The organism is Chryseobacterium sp. FR054 (genome assembly GCF_056844565.1).
This window is the reverse complement of sequence record NZ_JBXDSA010000001.1, coordinates 477,083-496,408: the sequence shown is the minus strand read 5'-3', so window position 1 is coordinate 496,408 and position 19,326 is coordinate 477,083. Positions and strand designations below refer to the sequence as shown.

Here is a 19,326-nt window from a genome sequence, read left to right as displayed (position 1 = left end):
TAATCACGAAGATAATAAATTTTGAAAGCAATTCACAACCGCTGATATGGACAGGCCTACGGAGTTCCAGCTGTGACTAATCACGAAGATAATAAATTTTGAAAGCAATTCACAACGCTATTATCATTCCTATTGCAAAGCCTACTGCTGTGACTAATCACGAAGATAATAAATTTTGAAAGCAATTCACAACGCTACTTCTTTTATCCCATCTGTTAGATAAGCTGTGACTAATCACGAAGATAATAAATTTTGAAAGCAATTCACAACCTATGTCGAAAATGAAGGAATAGATGACAAGCTGTGACTAATCACGAAGATAATAAATTTTGAAAGCAATTCACAACAACGCCACTGCACAACATATTGAGCAGTCAGCTGTGACTAATCACGAAGATAATAAATTTTGAAAGCAATTCACAACGATATACGCATTAACACGCTGCATACTTCTGCTGTGACTAATCACGAAGATAATAAATTTTGAAAGCAATTCACAACCTATTAATTAACTAATTTTATTTGTTGTGAGCTGTGACTAATCACGAAGATAATAAATTTTGAAAGCAATTCACAACCGTCGCTATCTCTAGCGTTTCGTTAAATCGGCTGTGACTAATCACGAAGATAATAAATTTTGAAAGCAATTCACAACTCTCTCAATTCCAGCTCGTTTTTTTGGCGGGCTGTGACTAATCACGAAGATAATAAATTTTGAAAGCAATTCACAACATGCCGGAGGATATGGAGCGTTTCCGAGTGGCTGTGACTAATCACGAAGATAATAAATTTTGAAAGCAATTCACAACAAGCCGAATATTACGGTATACAACGGGGATGCTGTGACTAATCACGAAGATAGTAAATTTTGAAAGCAATTCACAACGCTCCCAGAACCGTTTCCACAGAAGAAGGTGCTGTGACTAATCACGAAGATAATAAATTTTGAAAGCAATTCACAACAATCTCCGGGATATGATGACTAACGTAGCTGCTGTGACTAATCACGAAGATAATAAATTTTGAAAGCAATTCACAACTTTATTCCGAGCGTCTTCAGAAAGAAGCCAGCTGTGACTAATCACGAAGATAGTAAATTTTGAAAGCAATTCAAAACATGGAATGCACAGGTAAAATGCATACAAAACTGTGACTACTCCCCAAAAATAACAACTTTTAAAACAAAAAGCTGCAAAAAAAAATGCAGCTTCACCTCCTGAAACTGCATTGTATTTTTTATGTATTAGGATTATTGAACGGTTTTCCATGTAAAGCCGTAATTCTCAGTAAGACCGTTGGTGTGCTGATATTGGGCGGTGATAGGATAGTGGTCTGCATCATAGATGTATTCTGCTGTAAATCCGTTAAGAGCTCCTGTGGAAACATTTTTATAGAGAGAGGATTTGATGTTGTGCTCATTCTGATAAACAAACGGATCAAGGACTTTACCCCACCCGGGAGCATTGTCTTTGATTAAAGTATAAACCTCTGTTTTCGATCCTGAAGCATTATAGATATTGCTGAGGCTGCTTCCATTGCTGTCGGTATAGGTAATATCGCTGCTTGAAAGAGGATTTCCTGATCCGTCATAATATTTTATACTGATTAAATTATTACTGGATTTAGAAAGATCATTCGTATAATCTGTGGAACGGATTAAAGTTTCCTGACCTAAATTATTCACTGAGTAGATCTTCCTGTTTGAAATCAGTTTCCCCTGATAAGTATATTTCTGACATCCTGATAAAATATTACCGGGACTGTATTGATACCTTGCTGTCTGTAAGCCGTCTGTATACTCTACATAGGTGGTAGTCTGGAGAGTTCCGCCGGAGTACGTCTGTATTTCTGAAATACCTTCATTGCTGTAAGTGAATTTATATAACAGCTGGTTATTCAGGGTTACTTGAGTAATTCTTTTTTGAGGAATCTCTTTTACAGGATCTGTAATGATTACCGGCTCGTCACTGTCGGAACTGCAGGATACAGAAAGGCTTGCAGATAGGGCCAGAAACAGAAATTTTTTCATGATTATATTTTTGCTGCAAGGAAATTACTTTTAAATGAAATATAAATAAGACCGGTGCCGGAATATGATAAAGATCATTAAAATAAACAGGCTGTATTCTGCACAGGATGCCCCATTCCAGTGATGATGTGATGATAAGGTTCATAAAAATAATATATTTTGATTGATCTTTCAATTAATTGTTGTTTTGTTAATTCGGGTTGATTTTAATTGAAGATGTAAGCTCGTTTTTGGTCTGGATAAAGAATTTTTTTAATAAATTGTAGGTCTGAAAACATTTTAAATAATAACCAATGAAAGCCTGTTTAATCGTATTTATCTCATTTTCTTCATTTATTTTCGGGCAGAATTCCAGTTTTATCTACGAACTGAAATACAGGCCGAATTCAGACAGTGCCAGGACTGAAAAGCTTACTTACTATCTGGATGTAAGAGAGAAAGAATCTTTGTTCCGTTCCGCTAAATTCCGGAAATCGGATTCATTAAGGGTAAAAAGAGGATATCCTGAAGGGTATGATACCCAGTTCAATAACAGACAGCTTTATATCAGAAAGGATTTCACTTCCGGCCAGACCAAAAGGTATGTATTTGTTCCCATAGTCTATAAAACCTACGCTATTGACATCACAGATGTACTGGACTGGAAAATTTCCGATGAAAAGCAGATGATCGGGAGCTACAACTGTCAGAAGGCTGAAGCCAGCTACGGAGGAAGAAACTGGCAGGCATGGTTTACTACGGATATAGCCATTTCTGACGGACCTTATATCTTTAAAGGATTGCCAGGGCTGATTGTAAAAATAGATGACGAAAAATCCGATTTCCAGTTTAATCTGGTTCAGATAAAAAATTTCAGCTGGAAAGAACTGTATCCTGAGAAAATTGAAAAAATGATCACCTGGAGCGATTACGAAAAACTTCAGCGTGATTTTTACAGCGATCCGCTCTCTACACTGAAAAAATCGGATGTGATCAACTATGACGACGGCGGGAATATCGTGAAAACTGACTTCAGAGAAATGAGAGAAATGATGAAGAAACATATCCGCGAAAAAAATAATCCTATTGAACTCAATCATAAAGTAGAGTATAAATAGGTAAAGCTGAAAATGAGTCAGTATCGTTAATAGAGATGGTTTCCGTTATTTTTTACTATTTTAGATGCTTTATTCGGAAAAATCAGAGGGAAAAAGTATTTCTTGATGTATGTTAAGATGATTATAGGGAGAGGTTTTCTATTTTTGAAATCTCAAAATGAAGGATTTTGAATATTTTTAAACTTAAGTAAAAGAACATTTTTTAAACAAACGAAATAGTATGAAAAAACTTAGCGTAATTGCATTGGTAGGAGTAGGATTGCTTGCAGCATCATGTAATAAAGAAAAATCTGCGGAAACTCCGGGTGCGGCCCAGGAGCAGACTGTTGCAGAAAGCAAGGGAGAAGTACTGGCAGTAGATACGGTGGCTTCTGTGGTAAACTGGAAAGCTTTCCACAAAGGAGGTTTTGCTCCGCGTTGGGGAACACTTAATGTGAAATCAGGAGATTTAAGCGTTGAAAACGGCCAGGTTGCAGCAGGAAATTTTGTAATCGATATGAACTCACTGAAAGTTGACCCGGCTTCAGTAACTGAAAAAGATAAAAAACCTGAAGATCTGGTAGCTCACCTGAAAAATGAAGACTTCTTCAATGTTGAGAAAAATCCGGTTTCAGACTTTAAAATTACAAGCGTAGCTGACCTTAAAGAAGCACCTAAAGATGCCGTGGCAGGAGCTAACAAAACAGTAAGCGGAAACCTTACCCTGTTAGGAAAAACAATGAATGTAACTTTTCCTGCTAAAGTAGATGTAGCAGAAGGTACAGCTGCTATCCAGGCTAAATTCACTGTAAACAGAGCAGACTGGGGAATCAAGTTCGGTACTTCAGAAGCAGATCCGGCAGAATGGATGATCAGCAAGGATATTGAGATTGCTGTTGATGTGAAAGCTAAAAAATAAATCAGCCAGATATAACTGATGACAGGGCCGCTTAACTCTAAGCGGCTCTTTTTATTGTCTGAAATTTAAATGAAAACCGCTCGCGGATATTATTTAATAATCATCTATCTTTGCGGAATATGAAAATGGGAATGTTTTTATTTGTAATAATAATCAATCTTATAACATTCGGTGTTTTTGGGTGGGATAAACTGAAGGCCGGGAAACAGGGCCGGCGGATTTCTGAAAACACTCTTTTAGGCCTTTCTCTTTTAGGTGGAATCCTCGGGGCCGCTTCAGGAATGGTCCTCTTTAACCATAAGACTTCAAAAAAATCATTTCTCGTTAAATTTTTTCTGGTCGTTCTGGTCGATCTTGTGCTGCTGTACCGGATGATAAGACATTGATCACTGCTGTAAATCCTCTTTTTTATTCCTCACTTCTGTCTTTATTCTCCAATGCCCCAATAAGATTTTCTGAGCAGATCGGTCATATGTTTGCGGAAAATTATGGGATTAAATCATAAAATGAATAAATAACAGAACCCGATGCCCACTATCTTTTCCGGAGATTTTAAAGCAGAATGATCTAATTTTCTCATTATGAAATTGTTAAATATTACAGAAACTTTTTAATTAATTCATTTAAAATCACTATTTTTGCACCCGTAAAAATCCTATATGCAAAACATTAGAAATATTGCGATTATCGCACACGTTGACCACGGGAAGACGACTTTGGTTGACAAAATCATCCACGCTACCAATATTTTCAGAGAAAATCAGGAAAGCGGGGAATTAATTATGGATAACAATGATCTTGAAAGAGAAAGAGGGATCACCATCTTATCCAAGAATATTTCTGTTACTTATAAAGACACAAAAATTAACGTAATCGATACTCCTGGTCACGCCGATTTCGGTGGGGAAGTAGAAAGAGTATTAAAAATGGCAGACGGGGTGATCCTGTTGGTGGATGCGTTCGAAGGACCCATGCCACAGACAAGATTCGTGCTTCAGAAAGCTTTGGAATTAGGCTTAAGACCATTGGTGGTTATCAATAAAGTAGACAAGCCAAACTGCCGTCCGGATGAAGTTCACGATCAGGTTTTTGATCTTTTCTTCAACCTGGATGCCACAGAAGAACAGTTGGATTTCCCAACATTCTACGGTTCTTCCAAACAAGGCTGGTTCAACACTTCATTGGAACAGACGGAAGATATTTTACCACTATTAGACGGGATTTTACAGTATGTACCTGCTCCAAGTGTAACGGAAGGAAACCTTCAGATGCAGATTACTTCCCTTGATTACTCTTCTTTCTTAGGAAGAATTGCGATCGGGAAAGTAACAAGAGGTGAGATCAAAGAATCCCAGTGGATCGGTCTTGCTCAGGCAGACGGTAAAATTGCAAAAGGAAAAGTAAAGGAACTTTACGTTTTCGAAGGACTTGGAAAGAAAAAAGTAACTGAAGTACAGGCAGGAGATATCTGTGCCGTAGTAGGTTTCGATGCATTCCAGATCGGAGATTCTTTCGTGGATCTTGAAAACCCTGAACCGTTGGAAAGAACAGCAATCGATGAGCCTACCCTGAACATGACGTTCTCTATCAACAATTCACCTTTCTTCGGTAAAGACGGTAAATATGTAACGTCTAACCACCTGAAAGAAAGATTAACAAAAGAATTGGAGAAAAACCTTGCCCTAAGAGTTCAGCAGACGGATGATGCCAACACATTCCTGGTATTCGGTAGAGGTATTCTTCACTTATCCGTTCTTATCGAAACCATGAGAAGAGAAGGTTATGAAATGACGATCGGGCAGCCGCAGGTGATCTTAAGAGAAATCGACGGAGTAAGCTGCGAGCCTTATGAATCTTTGGTGGTAGACGTTCCGGAAGAGTTCGCTTCAAGAGTTATCGATTTGGCAACTCAGAGAAAAGGAGACCTTCACATTATGGAAACCAAAGGAGAGATGCAGCACATGGAATTCGAAATCCCTTCAAGAGGATTGATCGGACTGCGTTCCCAGATGTTGACGGCTACTGCAGGAGAAGCTATTATGGCGCACCGTTTCACAGAATATAAGCCTTTCAAAGGAGCGATTCCTGGAAGAAACAACGGAGTACTGATCAGCAAAACAACAGGTCCTGCTACCGAATATTCAATCAACAAATTACAGGACAGAGGTAAATTCTTCGTTGACCCGGGTGAGGAAATCTACACAGGAATGATCATTGGAGAGCAAAACAAACCCGGAGATCTTGTTGTAAATATCGTAGAAGCAAAACAGCTGAACAATATGCGTGCCGCAGGAAAAGATAAAGATACGGGAGTAGCTCCGAAAATCTTATTCTCCCTTGAAGAATGTATGGAATATATCCAGGGGGATGAAGCCATTGAAGTAACACCAAACTTCATCAGAATGAGAAAGAAGATCCTTTCCGAAGAAGAAAGAAAAAGAGTGGAAAGATCTGCAAAAGCTTAAGAAATTTCTTACTATAAAATCAAAGCCTCGATTTTTCGGGGCTTTTTTTCTAAGAAAATGTTCCCAAAATGTTTATTTTGGCATAATAATCTCTGAGAATAAAAAAATAAAATTTAAAATAGTTTCCCGGACTATGAGAATGAATATCATAAAACTTATCGTTTTAACAGGAGTTTTCGCCTCTTACAGCAGCTGCTCGGTGCAAAGCAATACCGTTAAAACCACACCTCCTAAAAATACAACAAAACCCAATACCCCGGTAACCAGGCCAAAAGAACCGGTGGCCGTTAAGCAGCCGTCCAATCCGCAGACTGAAGAAAACTTCAGAACCACACTTCCGGAGGTTAAAAGAGAATTCCGGGGAGCCTGGATTGCCAGCGTAGCCAATATCAACTGGCCTTCCAAAAATAACCTGACCGTTGACCAGCAGAAAGCAGAAGCGATCAGCATGCTGAATATGCTGAAAGACAATAATTTCAATGCCGTCATCTTCCAGATCAGACCCTCCGCGGATGCTTTATACACCAGCAGCATCGAGCCGTGGTCATATTTCCTGACCGGACAGACCGGAACCGCTCCCTATCCCAATTACGATCCCCTGCAGTTCTGGATTGATGAATCCCACAAAAGAGGCCTTGAACTTCACGTATGGCTGAATCCTTACCGTGCCCACCATTCCAACGGAGGTTCCGTAAACGCCCACTCAATGGCCAGCAAACTGTCTGATATTGTGGTGAAGCTGAAGAACGGAATGTACTGGTTTGATCCGGCGAATCCTAGAACACAGGGGCATGTTTCCAATGTGGTGAAAGATATTGTAAAAAGATACGATATTGATGCCGTTCATTTTGATGACTACTTCTATCCTTATGCTGTTTACAACAGAGGAGCGGATTTCCCGGATAATGCATCGTGGAATGAATACCAGAGAAACGGGGGAACACTGTCCAGGGCAGATTGGAGAAGAGACAACGTCAACCGTTTTGTAGAAAGGATATATAAAGAAATCCACGCCGAAAAAAATTACGTGAAATTCGGGATCAGCCCGTTCGGAATCTGGAAACCGGGATATCCTGCCGGAATTGTAGGATCTTCCCAGTATGACGAGCTGTATGCAGATGCCAAATTATGGCTGAATAAAGGCTGGGTAGATTATTTCTCCCCACAGCTATATTGGTCCATAGACTCTAAAGGACAGGGGTTCGAAGCCTTACTGAACTGGTGGAAATCAGAAAATACGATGAACCGCCACTTATGGCCGGGACTGAATACCGTAGAGATAAAAGTAGCAGACCGTCCCACAGAAATTAAAAACCAGATCGAAATCTCCAGGCAGGTCTTAAAGAATGACGCGGGAGAAATTCACTGGAGTATTGCAGGACTTACCAAAAACCCGAATATGCTTCCTGTCCTGAAAAACGGACCTTATAAGGAAAAAGCCCTGGTTCCGAAATCCCCCTGGATCAAAGCTGCCCCGCTGCAGACTCCCACACTGTTTATTACTGATAGTGGATATACAGTAAAGGCCGGATGGAGTACCCAAAATATCGGCGGCGTTTTCCAATGGGTTCTTTTCACCCAATACAACGGAGTCTGGGAAACCGAGATCCTTACCCTTGACACACTTTCCAAAGACATTCCAAAGAATAAGAACGGACAGAAACTGACTGCTGTGGCCATAAAAGCAGTAGACAGATTAGGAAACGAAAGTGACTATACGGCAAGAAAGATAAAATAAACCCGGTTAAAAAAAAGCAAAGCCGCTGAATAATGCAATATTCATAAAGTACTTTGCCTGATTATACATCTGCTTCATTGGTGAGGGTTTTCCCCCTAATGAGGCAGATTTTTTATTGAACACTAAGCAAAAAAATCTGCTCAATCTGCCGGATCAACGAGAAAAAAATACCCATAAACATCTGTGAAATCTGTGCGATCTGTGGGAAATTCAATTCATATTGATAAGATAACCCGCACTTTTTTTAACCCCGGGTTTTCATCTGTTTATCCCGTAAAGCCCGGAGAAAGAGCCAGCCGGATTTATTTTAGAATAACTATAAATTATTAACTTAAAATAGTGAAATTCAGTAAAATATAAAGGTTGGTGGCTGGATTTCATGAATTATAAATGCTTATCGGAACCATTTTTGCATGAATAATTCTATAATCACCAAAATATAACATTATGAATACTAACCGACTTTCCGCGAAGGTGGAAAAAGCACTTAGTGATCAGATGAATAAAGAAATTCATGCATCACACGTTTTCTTGTCCTATGGAATCTGGGCAGATGATAAAGGATACCAGGGAATTGCCAATTTCCTTTACAGACATGCACAGGAAGAAAGAAACCATTCCGTTAAATTCATGGAATATATTCTGAACAGGGGAGGAAAGCCTAAAGTGGATGCTATTCCCGCACCGCCGGCCGATCCTGAAACTTTATCAGCATGTTTTGACGGTGTTTTTAAACATGAAGTAGACAACACCACGGCCATTTATAAAATCGTAGATCTTGCACTGGAAGAAAAAGACTGGGCAACATGGAATTTTATGCAATGGTTTGTACAGGAGCAGATTGAAGAAGAAACTCTGGCTCAGAACCTCATTGATAAATTGAAAATCGCAGGCGGCGACCGTGCTACCGACGAATCCCTGTTTACACTGGATATGGCCATGCAGAACGCACCGAATGATGTTCCGCTGGCACAGGAGGCCACGGGTGATAATCCATAGATCTCCTGATAAAAATAAATTATTTAAATCTGTCAGCAAACTGGCAGATTTTTTTATTATGAAACTCGTTCCAAAATCACTATCTTTGCACACTCGTAATTCAAGGTTCCCAATGAAGTATTTAAAACTGAAGAAACCCTGAATTGCCCTAAACCCTAAACTTTGAATTTTACAATATGAAATGTGGAATCGTAGGCCTTCCGAATGTAGGTAAATCAACACTTTTTAACTGTTTAAGCAACGCAAAAGCTCAATCAGCAAACTATCCTTTCTGTACTATTGAACCGAACTTAGGTACGGTATCGGTACCGGATCAGAGACTGTTTGAACTGGAAAAAATAGTAAAGCCGGAAAGAGTATTGCCGGCCGTTGTGGAAATCGTTGATATCGCCGGCCTTGTAAAAGGAGCCAGCAAAGGAGAAGGACTGGGAAATCAGTTCCTGGCCAACATCCGTGAGTGTGAAGCCATCATCCACGTTTTAAGATGCTTTGATAACGGAAATATCGTTCACGTTGAAGGCTCCGTAGATCCGTTAAGAGATAAAGAAATTATCGATATCGAACTTCAGCTGAAAGACCTTGAAACCGTTGGTAAAGCCGTAGAAAAAGCTAAAAAATTCATTAAGTCGGGGAAAAAAGAAGACATCCTTACCTATGAAACCCTTCAGAATCTGCAGAAATTCCTGGAAGACGGGAAGAACGCAAGAGAATTTGCAGTGGATGATCTTACAAAATCTATCATCGGTGAAGTACAGCTTTTAACCAACAAACCGGTTCTTTACGTTTGTAATGTAGACGAAAACTCTATCAAAAACGGAAACGAATGGATTGGTAAAATCGAGGAAATGGCTAAAAGTGAAGGAGCGGAAGTAGTGGTTTTAGCTGCTCAGATTGAAGCCGACATCAACGAACTGGAAACTTACGAAGAAAGAGAGATCTTCCTTGACGAGCTGGGTCTTCAGGAACCGGGAGTAAACCGCCTGATCAGAAAAGCATATGACCTTCTGAAACTTCAGACCTATTTCACAGCCGGAGTAAAAGAAGTAAGAGCCTGGACGATCGGACAGGGATGGACCGCTCCTCAGGCTGCCGGAGTAATCCATACGGATTTCGAAAAAGGATTCATCCGTGCAGAAGTAATCAAATATGACGATTACATCACGTACGGCTCAGAAGTCAAGATAAAAGAAGCCGGAAAGCTTTCCGTAGAAGGAAAAGAATACATCGTAAAAGACGGTGATATCATGCACTTCAGATTCAACGTATAAGAAAATATTAAAGTTAGTTATAATTGAAAAACGCTTCCATGAAAATTTGGGAGCGTTTTTTGCATTCATGTATCAAACTTTAACTATGAAAATTTTATTCTTTGCTATCCCTCTGCTCTTTTTTTCGTGTGCAAAATCCGTGGAAGACAAATGTTTTGTAGACAGCGTAGACCAGCTTTACGGCCAATATGAGGAGCAGAAACCTTATACTGTACAGCAGATTCTCAATGAAAAACCGGCTCATCTTGAAATCGTAACGCTCACGAAATACCGGGATTTTAAAAAAGACAGCACAGTAGCCCACACGTACGATCAGGAATACGAAGAAAGCTTCAAAAGAAAAGAAACTGAGTTTAAAATATTCGATGAACAGTTTTCCAAACAGTTCTGGTATACGGCTCAGCAGCAGGTGGGAAATGTGCTTTATGCTCTGGCCAGCAATAATCTGGGATACTGGCTTCTGAAGATTGAAAATAATAAACCTTCCGCTTACTTTCTGGGCCTGAGTTTCAGCCATTACTATATCAATAGAATTCAGCAGCAGCCCATTATTCAGGGAGAATACTTTCAGGCGGAAGGCAGCCTGGTAAAAATTATAAAAGTTGCAGGGCTCCCCGGTTATGACGATTATTCCGCAATGGAAGACGGAAAATTATTCAGAATAAAACTGAAAGATCTGATCAAGGATACGGATAAAGACGGCTATAACGATATTTTTGAGAAAAGCTTAGGTCTGAGTCCTGATAACAAAGATACAGATGGCGACGGTATTGATGATTTTGAAGATATGAACCCGATGTATAAGTCGGAGAAGAACAAATTTACACAGCTTTATGAACTGCTGCTTTTAAACAACGGATATGGAGAAGCAGATCAGAAAAAACGGAATTATTCTTTCCTGGTGTATGAAAGCGACTGCGATTATTTTCACCAGGCCAGTCCTGAATTCAGGGTATTGTTCATTCCTGAAGACAGAAGAAAACAGACTGCCTACGCAAGGATAACGGATCTTACCGATGGAAGTATTTCCAGGATACATAAAAATGCGAAAAATCCTGAGATATTCTACATTTACGAATCTGGAAACAGTTCTTCTGATAATTATTCTGCGGAGTACAAAAACGGAAAATGGGTAATACAGTGGGGAGGAGGAACTGTTGTTTAATTTGATTTTCCGGGGGCTTTCAGTACATATAACTAAAAATTAACCTCAATTCGGGAGAAGAAAATCAGCCTTATTTTAGGTGCTATAACTTATCAGGTTATAAATTTTTGTAAAAAAATAGGATGTTATCTGAACTTTTTTAAGTGCTCCGTAAGAGTACTCAGTTCATAGAATTTGACAGATAATCGAAGGAGAGCTCCGTAGGAGCGACCTGATAATGATATTCATTAAGATGTTGTTCCGATAGTTTTGATAGGTTGTTCCTTAATCCTAACTCAGGCTAAAAACAAAAAGATTAAACACAAAGTTGATTCCAGTCTTTGCTCCCTTTTTAATCAGCAGTTTCAAAATTTGTACAGTTGCGCATAAATTCTTTTAATTAAAACATACATTAAATAAAACGCACCCGGATTCCGGATGCGTTTTTGTATAAATGACCATTGATCAGGTCTTTTTTTGAAAATATTATGGATATAGCGGATCCGGTACATATCTGCACTCAGGCTCTGCGCATGCGATTCCGGTAGTGGTACATCTCCGCGTTTCCGGATTAAGGCATCTCATGAGACCTCCTGTAATTATTCTCAGTTCTTTTTTATTAAGCTTTCTGCCATTTTTGAAATCTTTCATAGCAAATAGTTTAAAGAATTATGGAATGATTTCAATCGGCACTCTGCACTCTTTCTGTGCACATTTAGGAGAATACATGGTGCATCCGTTAGGATCTGAAGAAGGTTCACACGGAGGGTTGGTACACAGTACCGGTTCCATACAGTTAAGAAGTCCTCCTGCAATCGTTCTCAATTGTTTTTTACTAAGCTTTTTTGCGCCTGATAAAATCTGATTTTTCATTGTTTTGATTTTTAGTGTGTTAATAATAACGAATGTAAAAAAAATAAATGAAATATATCACCTGGTATGGAAAAAATAATAAAAAAATATAAATTTCTATTCTGTACAGTTCGTATATTTGAATAATACAAATTGTCTGAAATGCAGAAAACAGCCCATACCTCCCTGGAAGACTTTTATAGAGAAATGACCGCCAAACTTGGAAAAGATCTTGAAAGTATTTTCCCGAAGGGCCTTCACAAAGATATAGGACATTTTAATGTATTTGATATCCGGCAGACCATAGAAAGGGTAAAAACCACTTCAGAAATGCCCTACAACAGAAGGAAATATTATAAAATAAGCCTGATCAGAGGACAAAACAGGGCTGAATACGCCGATAAGATCATTGCCATTGAAAAAAATGCCTTACTGTTTGCCACTCCTAAGGTTCCTTACCACTGGATTCCCCAGGACCCCGACCAGTCCGGAAGTTTCTGCGTATTTACAGAAGATTTTTTCGTTAAATCCCAATCCCGGTTCTCCCTGGAAGACCTGCCGATCTTCCAGCCCGGAAATATACCGCTGTTTGAAATAGAGGATGAGCTGGCTGATGAAATAGAAGCCTTATTTACAAAAATTAAAAAAGAAATAGATTCCGATTATATCTTTAAGTACGACCTTATCCGGAATTATGTGCTGGAACTCATTCATTACGGACAGAAATTACAGCCGGCTGCCAAAATTTCAGCAGCTAATGATGCCTCATTACGGGTGGTTTCTTTATTTATAGAACTCCTGGAAAGACAGTTTCCGATAGAATCCTCAGAACAGCGGCTGCAGCTGAAGACCGCAAAAGACTATGCAGACAGACTGGCTATACATGTGAACTATCTGAATAAAAAACTTAAAGAAAGTACCGGGAAAACTACCACAGAATTTATCGCAGACCGCCTGATACAGGAAGCCAAGATCCTGCTCAGACAAACCCGGTGGAATGTTTCCGAAATTTCCTATGTACTCGGTTTTGAAGAAATCGCTCACTTTTCCAACTTCTTTAAACGAAAAACATCATTCACTCCGCTTCAGTTTCGGTCCTGATTTGAATTTTGCAAATTTCAGATTGATTCAGGCAAATAATTTTTCCCGGAAATGCTTCAACTTTGTATCATTAAATAAAACAAAATGGCAACAAAAACAAAAATAGCTTTAGTAACAGGAGGAAGCCGGGGGCTTGGTAAAAACGCAGCCCTTAAAATCGCTCAGAAAGGACTGGATGTGATCATCACTTACAAAAACAGTAAAGAAGAAGCAGAAGCAGTCGTTAACGAAATAAAAGCTTCAGGCCGGAAGGCCGCAGCCTATCAGCTGGATACCAGGGATGTAAAAAGCTTCGGTGCATTCGTGAAAGAAGTAACGGAGCACCTTGAAAAAGAAACAGGAAGCCCGGAAATAGATTTCCTGATCAACAATGCAGGAACCGCTTTATACGCTCCGATCATGGAAACAACCGAAGAGCAGCTGGATGATATAGTTGATGTACACTTCAAAGGAGTATTTTTCCTCACTCAGAAAATGCTTCCGTTCATCAGTGACGGGGGAGGAATCATCAATATTTCTTCAGGGCTGGCAAGATTTGCATTACCCGGATCATCCGTTTACGGCTCCATGAAAGCAGGCATTGAAATGCTGACGAAATATATGGCTAAAGAGCTCGGACCAAGAAGAATTAAGGCCAATGTTATTGCTCCGGGAGCAATAGAAACCGACTTTGGGGGCGGGAGAACCAGAGACGACAAAGAGGTCAATGCCACCATATCAAATATAACGGCATTAGGCAGAGCAGGGCTTCCTGATGATATCGGAGGTATAGTCGCATTTCTGTGTACAGACGATGCCGGCTGGATCAACGGGCAGAGAATCGAAGCTTCAGGAGGAATGTTTTTATAAAAAATTCTGAATACAGCCTCATAAATAACAAAAGGATCCATCATACCGTAATGGGTCCTTTTTTATGCGGATGCACACATTTTCCTGATCCTTTTTCCTATCTTTAAGATCACAACCTCACAACCTTATTCTGATGCTTAAAGAATTCCTCGATCAGTTTCCCTATATTCTGCCCGCACTTGAGGTTTTATACCTTCTGGGAACAGTTTTTCTTGCCGGAAAGATCATTATGGATACACAGACCACCAGCAAAACACTGGCTTATCTCATGCTCATCATCTTTCTGCCTGTCCTGGGAATCATTATATACTTTGTTTTCGGGGTCAATTACAGGAAGAATAGGTTCTATACCTTTAAAGTTGAACATAATGAAGAAATTTACAGCACCATAGCCGGGTATATTCAGAAAACCCATAGCAAGTCCCTGGAAGATCATAAAGAAGAAGTCCGGAATTTTATAACAACCATCAATTTCCTGTATCATGCCTCCCATTCGCCGCTGTCTCAGGGAAATGAGACCGAAGTACTGGTAAACGGGGAAGAAAAATTTGCCAAAGTATTTGAAGTGCTTCGAAAAGCAAAGCATCACATCCATCTCGAATATTATATTTATGATAATGATACAATAGGCAACAGGCTTGCTGACCTTCTGATAAAAAAAGCGGGGGAAGGGGTCAAAGTACGTTTTCTGTATGATGATATGGGAAGTGGAAAAATAGGAAAGAAACTTTTAAAAAGGCTGAAGGAGGGGGGCGTAGAAGTATCGCCTGTCAATAAGATCAGGTTCAGGATTCTGGCCAACAGGGTCAATTACAGAGACCACAGGAAAATTATTATTGTGGACGGATCTGAAGTCTTTACCGGAGGAATCAATGTTTCGGATAAATACATCAATCCTAATCCTGAACAATACTGGCGGGATATTCATCTGTACATCAAAGGGGAAGCCGCCTTTTATTTCCAGTTCCTGTTTTTAAGCAGCTGGACTTTTGCTACGGAAAAATTTCCCGAAATATCACGTGATTATTTTGATTATAAAAATACCGGTGAAGGAAGCTCTCTCGTACAGACGGCGGCCAGCGGACCGGATACCAGGCCTTCCATTATGCTGAGTACCCATTCAGCCATTCTTGCGGCCAAAAAAAGAATTTATATGGTTACCCCTTACTTCATTCCGGTGGAAACAGTACTGAATGCCATTAAACAGGCAGCTCTGTCCGGGCTGGACGTAAGACTGATGGTTCCTGAGTCCGGAGATTCCGTGATCGTGAATGCGGCAGCCTATTCTTATTACGGGGAACTTCTGGAAAATAATGTCAGGGTTTTCTTTTATAAAAAAGGATTTATCCACGCCAAAACCATGCTCGTAGATGACGACTTCTCAAGCATCGGAACAGCGAATATGGATGTCAGAAGCCAGGAACTGAATTTTGAAGTCAATGCACTGGTATTCGATAAAAAGATCAATGAGAAACTTCACCGTATTTTCATCGGGGATATGAAGGACTGTGAAGAGATTTTTCCTGATACATGGCGGAAAAGACCCCGGTATAAAGTCTTTTTTGAACACCTGGCGAGACTGCTTTCCCCGCTTATATAAAAGGCTGTACTTTTGAAAGATTTTCAATCGCCTTTTCCAGAGTCTCCTGCTTTTTCGCGAAACACAGCCTGATCACATGATCATTCCTTTTATTCTGATAAAATGATGAAAAAGGAACGCTGGCTACCTTATGACGGATGGTGAGTTCACTGGCAAAATCAAAATCATTCTGATCCGAAATGGCATCATACTTCACTGCCTGGAAATAGGTGCCTTCACAATCCAGAAGCTTGAATGAGGTTCCGGCCAGACCTTTTCTCAGGAAATCTCTTTTTTCCTGAAAAAATGCATTCAGGTGAAGGTAGTGCTCTTCATTTTTCATATATTCTGCCAAAGCCAGCTGGACAGGCGTATTTACACAGAAAACATTGAACTGGTGTACTTTTCTGAACTCATCGGTCAGGTTTTTAGGAGCCGCACAATAGCCGGTTTTCCAGCCCGTAACGTGGAACAGCTTTCCGAATGAAGCCACCAGAAGACTTCTTTCCTTAAGTTCAGGATACCGGCAGATGCTTAAATGCTCTTTTCCGTCAAAAATAATATTTTCATAGACTTCATCACTCAGAATAAGGATAGAAGTATCTTTTACCAGCTGAATAAGTTCCTGTATATCGCGCTCTTTTAAGATTTTCCCGGAAGGGTTGTTCGGATTATTCAGGATAATCATTTTGGTTTTATAGCTTACCAGGCTTTTTACTGCATTCCAGTCGATTTCATAGTCCGGAGCTTTCATTTCAAAACGTCTGACAATTCCGCCGAAAAGCTCTACGGTTGGTTCGTAGCAGTCATAAGCCGGTTCAAAGATGATCACCTCATCATCTTTTTTTACAAATGCGGCAATAGCTGTAAAAATGGCCTGGGTACCGCCGGCTGTTACGGTTATTTCCGAGTCAGGATGATAAACCGCATGGTGGCTGTTCTCTATTTTCCGGGCAATTTCTTCTTTCAATACCGGCATTCCTCCCAATGGAGCATATTGGTTAAAACCTTTTTTAACAAAATAATCTACATGATCCAAAAGCTCAGAATCCGGCATGAAATCCGGAAATCCCTGGGATAGATTAATAGCTTCATTTTCGTTGGCCAGTTGAGTCATCTGGCTGAAAATAGTTGTTCCCACATTGGAAAGCTTGGATAAAGGAAGTTGTATCATGTGAAAAGTTTTGTTTCCCCGAATTTAAATTATTTTTTGCAATCCATAGTTATTCCCGTATAAAAAAGACCGCCTTTTGAAGCGGTCTTACTTAATAGTATAACGGATGAGATTGCAGATCATCCCAGGGATGGCAGAGCAATCAGCAGATCTCTTATTGGGTAATGATCAGTTTCTGGGAGCTGGTAGTTCCCTCTGTCTGCACTTCTGTAATATAGGTTCCGCCGACAAGTTTTTCAGTATTCAGTCTGATATGCTGCCGTCCGCTCTCCAGATTTTCCGATTTTTCAAGAACTGTTCTTCCTGACAGATCCGTCAGTTTTACAGATACCGTTTGTTTTTTGTCCAGATTCATCTGTATATCTGCATAAGATTGGGCGGGATTAGGAACAAGCAGGAAATTATTTTTCAGATTACCGAGTTCGGCTTTAGAAATAGCTTTCAGATCAGGCATTCCGGATGGCACTTCACTGCTGTTTTTTCTTGGAAGGATATTATCCTGTGAATAGCAGAACAGAAGGCATTTTCTGCATATTTCCTTACCGTTTTTATCAAATTCACTTACACAAACCTTGTAAGAGCCGGGGTTAAAATATAAATGTGACTGGAAAATAGAGCCGCTTGATCCGTCACCCCAGTTAACCGAATACGTGGAAGCAGGATTGTTATTATCAAGTGTAACATAGGCACTTGGTGTATTGCTCGTGGTGCTGAAAAAAGTAGCTATGCTGAAGTCTGCCGAGCAGTTTCCGCAGGATTTTATACAGATATTGTCATAAAGAACAATCTCGGACGGGCTTGAGGTGTAATCCGGAGAAACCATCAATGCCGTTGAGTTATTCATAATATCATTGAAATCCGAAGGTAATCCGGGACTTACGACCGACCATGAGCCTTCAGGGCTGCTTGGAAGAGTAGACCCTGATGCCAGAGCTATCGGAGCCCGTACACGTACCCATCCGCTTCCTTCAGTAACGGTTATATTGGCCGTAAAGACAGCCTGGCGGTTCCCCGACAGTACATAAATGGTTGGATGAACAGGCTGATTATAGCCGCCGTCATCTACTAAATAAAAATCAAAATAGAGACACTGCCCAACGAAGCGTTGTCCGATATTTTTGAAATCTACCAGGTTACTGAACCATGATCCTCCTGAAAGATCCCTAAGCATTACATATTGTGAGCCGTCCAACGTATTGGGGCTGCCAAATGAAGCTGTTACCCGGTCATTGGGATAAGGACCCGGTTTCCAGTTTCCCATGGAACTGTTGAAATCCGTACACAGAGCCTGTGCATTGAGAAAACTTCCCAATAGAAGGCAGAATGAGAGAAAGTATATTCTTATCATGATACCATATTGATTTTATATATCAAAAACCAATAAAAACTTTAATGATTAATAATTTGTATTTGATCTTTAGTAAAGATAGTGGGGTAGAAGAATTTTTCTCAGTCGGAATTGATAAGTGAATACATTTTGCTAATAAACGTTTTTATTTTTCTTTTAATTGTGATAAAAAATACAAAGCTGAAAAATCTCATTTTTTTCTGTTGAAAAACAGATTATCTTTGGTAGAAAGAAGCAGCGCTTAATTTTACACGGCAGCCATGAAGATCAGAAAAACAGCATTTCCGGAAGCATCCGTTCTATCCGGAGATAAAAAATCATTTGACTATACAGACAGTTTTAAAGGGGAAATCGCTAGCGGAAACATCAGCAGTTCCGAAATGGGAGAGGCTTTTTTTACCAGCGGGCCACGCTGGGGAAAGAAAATGTTTGCTTTCAGAAATAAGATGGTCAGATTGTTCGGATTGAAAACGGGAAATGAAAACGGTAAAATACCGGAATTTAAAGATATGGCATGTGAAGTTGGTGATCAGATTGGTCTTTTTAAAATATTTTACAAAACCGGCAATGAAATCGTCCTCGGAGAAGATGATAAACATTTAGATTTCAGGGTTTCTCTTTTATACAGTAAAGAATCCGGCCATCAAAATTTCCTTACTGTTTCAACTACTGTGAAGTATCACAACAGGCTGGGGAAATTATATTTTTTGCCGGTACGCCCTTTTCACAAACTCATCGTTCCGGCCATGCTGAAAAAGATGATCACCAATCTGGAAATGAGGTAG

General features: G+C 39.8%; 17 protein-coding genes and 1 CRISPR repeat array (1 of these 18 running past the window's edge). Of the genes, 12 read left to right on the top strand and 5 right to left on the bottom strand.

What is annotated here, in order from left to right; genetic code table 11:
* A CRISPR array of direct repeats spans positions 1-1,117; the repeat unit is 47 nt; unit sequence GCTGTGACTAATCACGAAGATAATAAATTTTGAAAGCAATTCACAAC (it extends 1,702 nt beyond the left edge of the window).
* 132 nt (positions 1,118-1,249) lie between these two features.
* Complete coding sequence (locus tag AC106S_RS02380; protein ID WP_482437531.1) at positions 1,250-2,029, bottom strand: hypothetical protein; 780 nt, start codon at positions 2,027-2,029, stop codon at positions 1,250-1,252.
* A gap of 293 nt (positions 2,030-2,322) precedes the next feature.
* Here AC106S_RS02380 and AC106S_RS02375 point away from each other — a divergent pair, with 293 nt between their 5' ends.
* From AC106S_RS02375 to AC106S_RS02340, 8 genes are all read left to right on the top strand, one after another.
* Entirely contained in the window at positions 2,323-3,126 is an 804-nt protein-coding gene (locus AC106S_RS02375; protein WP_482437530.1) for a GLPGLI family protein, read from the top strand.
* A gap of 220 nt (positions 3,127-3,346) precedes the next feature.
* A complete protein-coding gene (locus AC106S_RS02370; protein WP_482437529.1) occupies positions 3,347-4,024 on the top strand; it encodes a YceI family protein in 678 nt (225 codons plus the stop codon).
* A gap of 119 nt (positions 4,025-4,143) precedes the next feature.
* A complete protein-coding gene (locus tag AC106S_RS02365) occupies positions 4,144-4,410 on the top strand; it encodes a DUF1294 domain-containing protein (protein ID WP_482438411.1) in 267 nt (88 codons plus the stop codon).
* 273 nt (positions 4,411-4,683) lie between these two features.
* On the top strand, positions 4,684-6,489 hold the full coding sequence (gene typA / locus AC106S_RS02360; protein ID WP_482437528.1) for a translational GTPase TypA: 1,806 nt from the start codon (positions 4,684-4,686) through the stop codon (positions 6,487-6,489).
* Between the two features lie 133 nt (positions 6,490-6,622).
* Positions 6,623-8,227 (top strand): glycoside hydrolase family 10-like protein, encoded by a 1,605-nt coding sequence (locus AC106S_RS02355; RefSeq protein WP_482437527.1) that lies wholly within the window; start codon positions 6,623-6,625, stop codon positions 8,225-8,227.
* Between the two features lie 447 nt (positions 8,228-8,674).
* Positions 8,675-9,226 (top strand): ferritin, encoded by a 552-nt coding sequence (locus AC106S_RS02350; protein ID WP_482437526.1) that lies wholly within the window; start codon positions 8,675-8,677, stop codon positions 9,224-9,226.
* A 176-nt stretch (positions 9,227-9,402) separates the two neighbouring features.
* On the top strand, positions 9,403-10,494 hold the full coding sequence (gene ychF / locus AC106S_RS02345; RefSeq protein ID WP_482437525.1) for a redox-regulated ATPase YchF: 1,092 nt from the start codon (positions 9,403-9,405) through the stop codon (positions 10,492-10,494).
* Between the two features lie 85 nt (positions 10,495-10,579).
* Positions 10,580-11,659 carry a hypothetical protein gene (locus tag AC106S_RS02340; protein ID WP_482437524.1) on the top strand — a complete coding sequence of 360 codons (1,080 nt, stop codon included), beginning with the start codon at positions 10,580-10,582 and terminating at the stop codon, positions 11,657-11,659.
* A 465-nt stretch (positions 11,660-12,124) separates the two neighbouring features.
* Here the strand turns inward: AC106S_RS02340 and AC106S_RS02335 are convergent, their stop codons facing one another.
* Positions 12,125-12,289, bottom strand: a complete 165-nt coding sequence (locus AC106S_RS02335) for a hypothetical protein (RefSeq protein ID WP_482437523.1) — start codon at positions 12,287-12,289, stop codon at positions 12,125-12,127.
* An 18-nt stretch (positions 12,290-12,307) separates the two neighbouring features.
* The gene (locus tag AC106S_RS02330; protein ID WP_482437522.1) at positions 12,308-12,511 is read right to left on the bottom strand and encodes a hypothetical protein; all 204 of its coding nucleotides are present in this window, start codon (positions 12,509-12,511) and stop codon (positions 12,308-12,310) included.
* 141 nt (positions 12,512-12,652) lie between these two features.
* On the opposite strand from AC106S_RS02330, the gene AC106S_RS02325 reads away from it, so the two are divergent.
* The 3 genes from AC106S_RS02325 (at position 12,653) to cls (ending at position 16,040) form a co-directional block, all read left to right on the top strand.
* Positions 12,653-13,591 (top strand): helix-turn-helix domain-containing protein, encoded by a 939-nt coding sequence (locus tag AC106S_RS02325; protein ID WP_482437521.1) that lies wholly within the window; start codon positions 12,653-12,655, stop codon positions 13,589-13,591.
* A gap of 84 nt (positions 13,592-13,675) precedes the next feature.
* The gene (locus AC106S_RS02320; RefSeq protein ID WP_482437520.1) at positions 13,676-14,440 is read left to right on the top strand and encodes an SDR family NAD(P)-dependent oxidoreductase; all 765 of its coding nucleotides are present in this window, start codon (positions 13,676-13,678) and stop codon (positions 14,438-14,440) included.
* Positions 14,441-14,573: 133 nt separating this feature from the next.
* Entirely contained in the window at positions 14,574-16,040 is a 1,467-nt protein-coding gene (cls, locus tag AC106S_RS02315) for a cardiolipin synthase (RefSeq protein ID WP_482437519.1), read from the top strand.
* Here the strand turns inward: cls and AC106S_RS02310 are convergent.
* Positions 16,033-17,193: a methionine aminotransferase gene (locus AC106S_RS02310; RefSeq protein ID WP_482437518.1), complete on the bottom strand. Its 1,161-nt coding sequence runs from the start codon at positions 17,191-17,193 to the stop codon at positions 16,033-16,035. The genes cls and AC106S_RS02310 overlap by 8 nt on opposite strands.
* Positions 17,194-17,347: 154 nt before the next feature.
* Complete coding sequence (locus tag AC106S_RS02305) at positions 17,348-18,541, bottom strand: T9SS type A sorting domain-containing protein (RefSeq protein WP_482437517.1); 1,194 nt, start codon at positions 18,539-18,541, stop codon at positions 17,348-17,350.
* A 260-nt stretch (positions 18,542-18,801) separates the two neighbouring features.
* Between AC106S_RS02305 and AC106S_RS02300 the strand changes: the two genes are divergently transcribed.
* Complete coding sequence (locus AC106S_RS02300; protein WP_482437516.1) at positions 18,802-19,326, top strand: DUF2867 domain-containing protein; 525 nt, start codon at positions 18,802-18,804, stop codon at positions 19,324-19,326.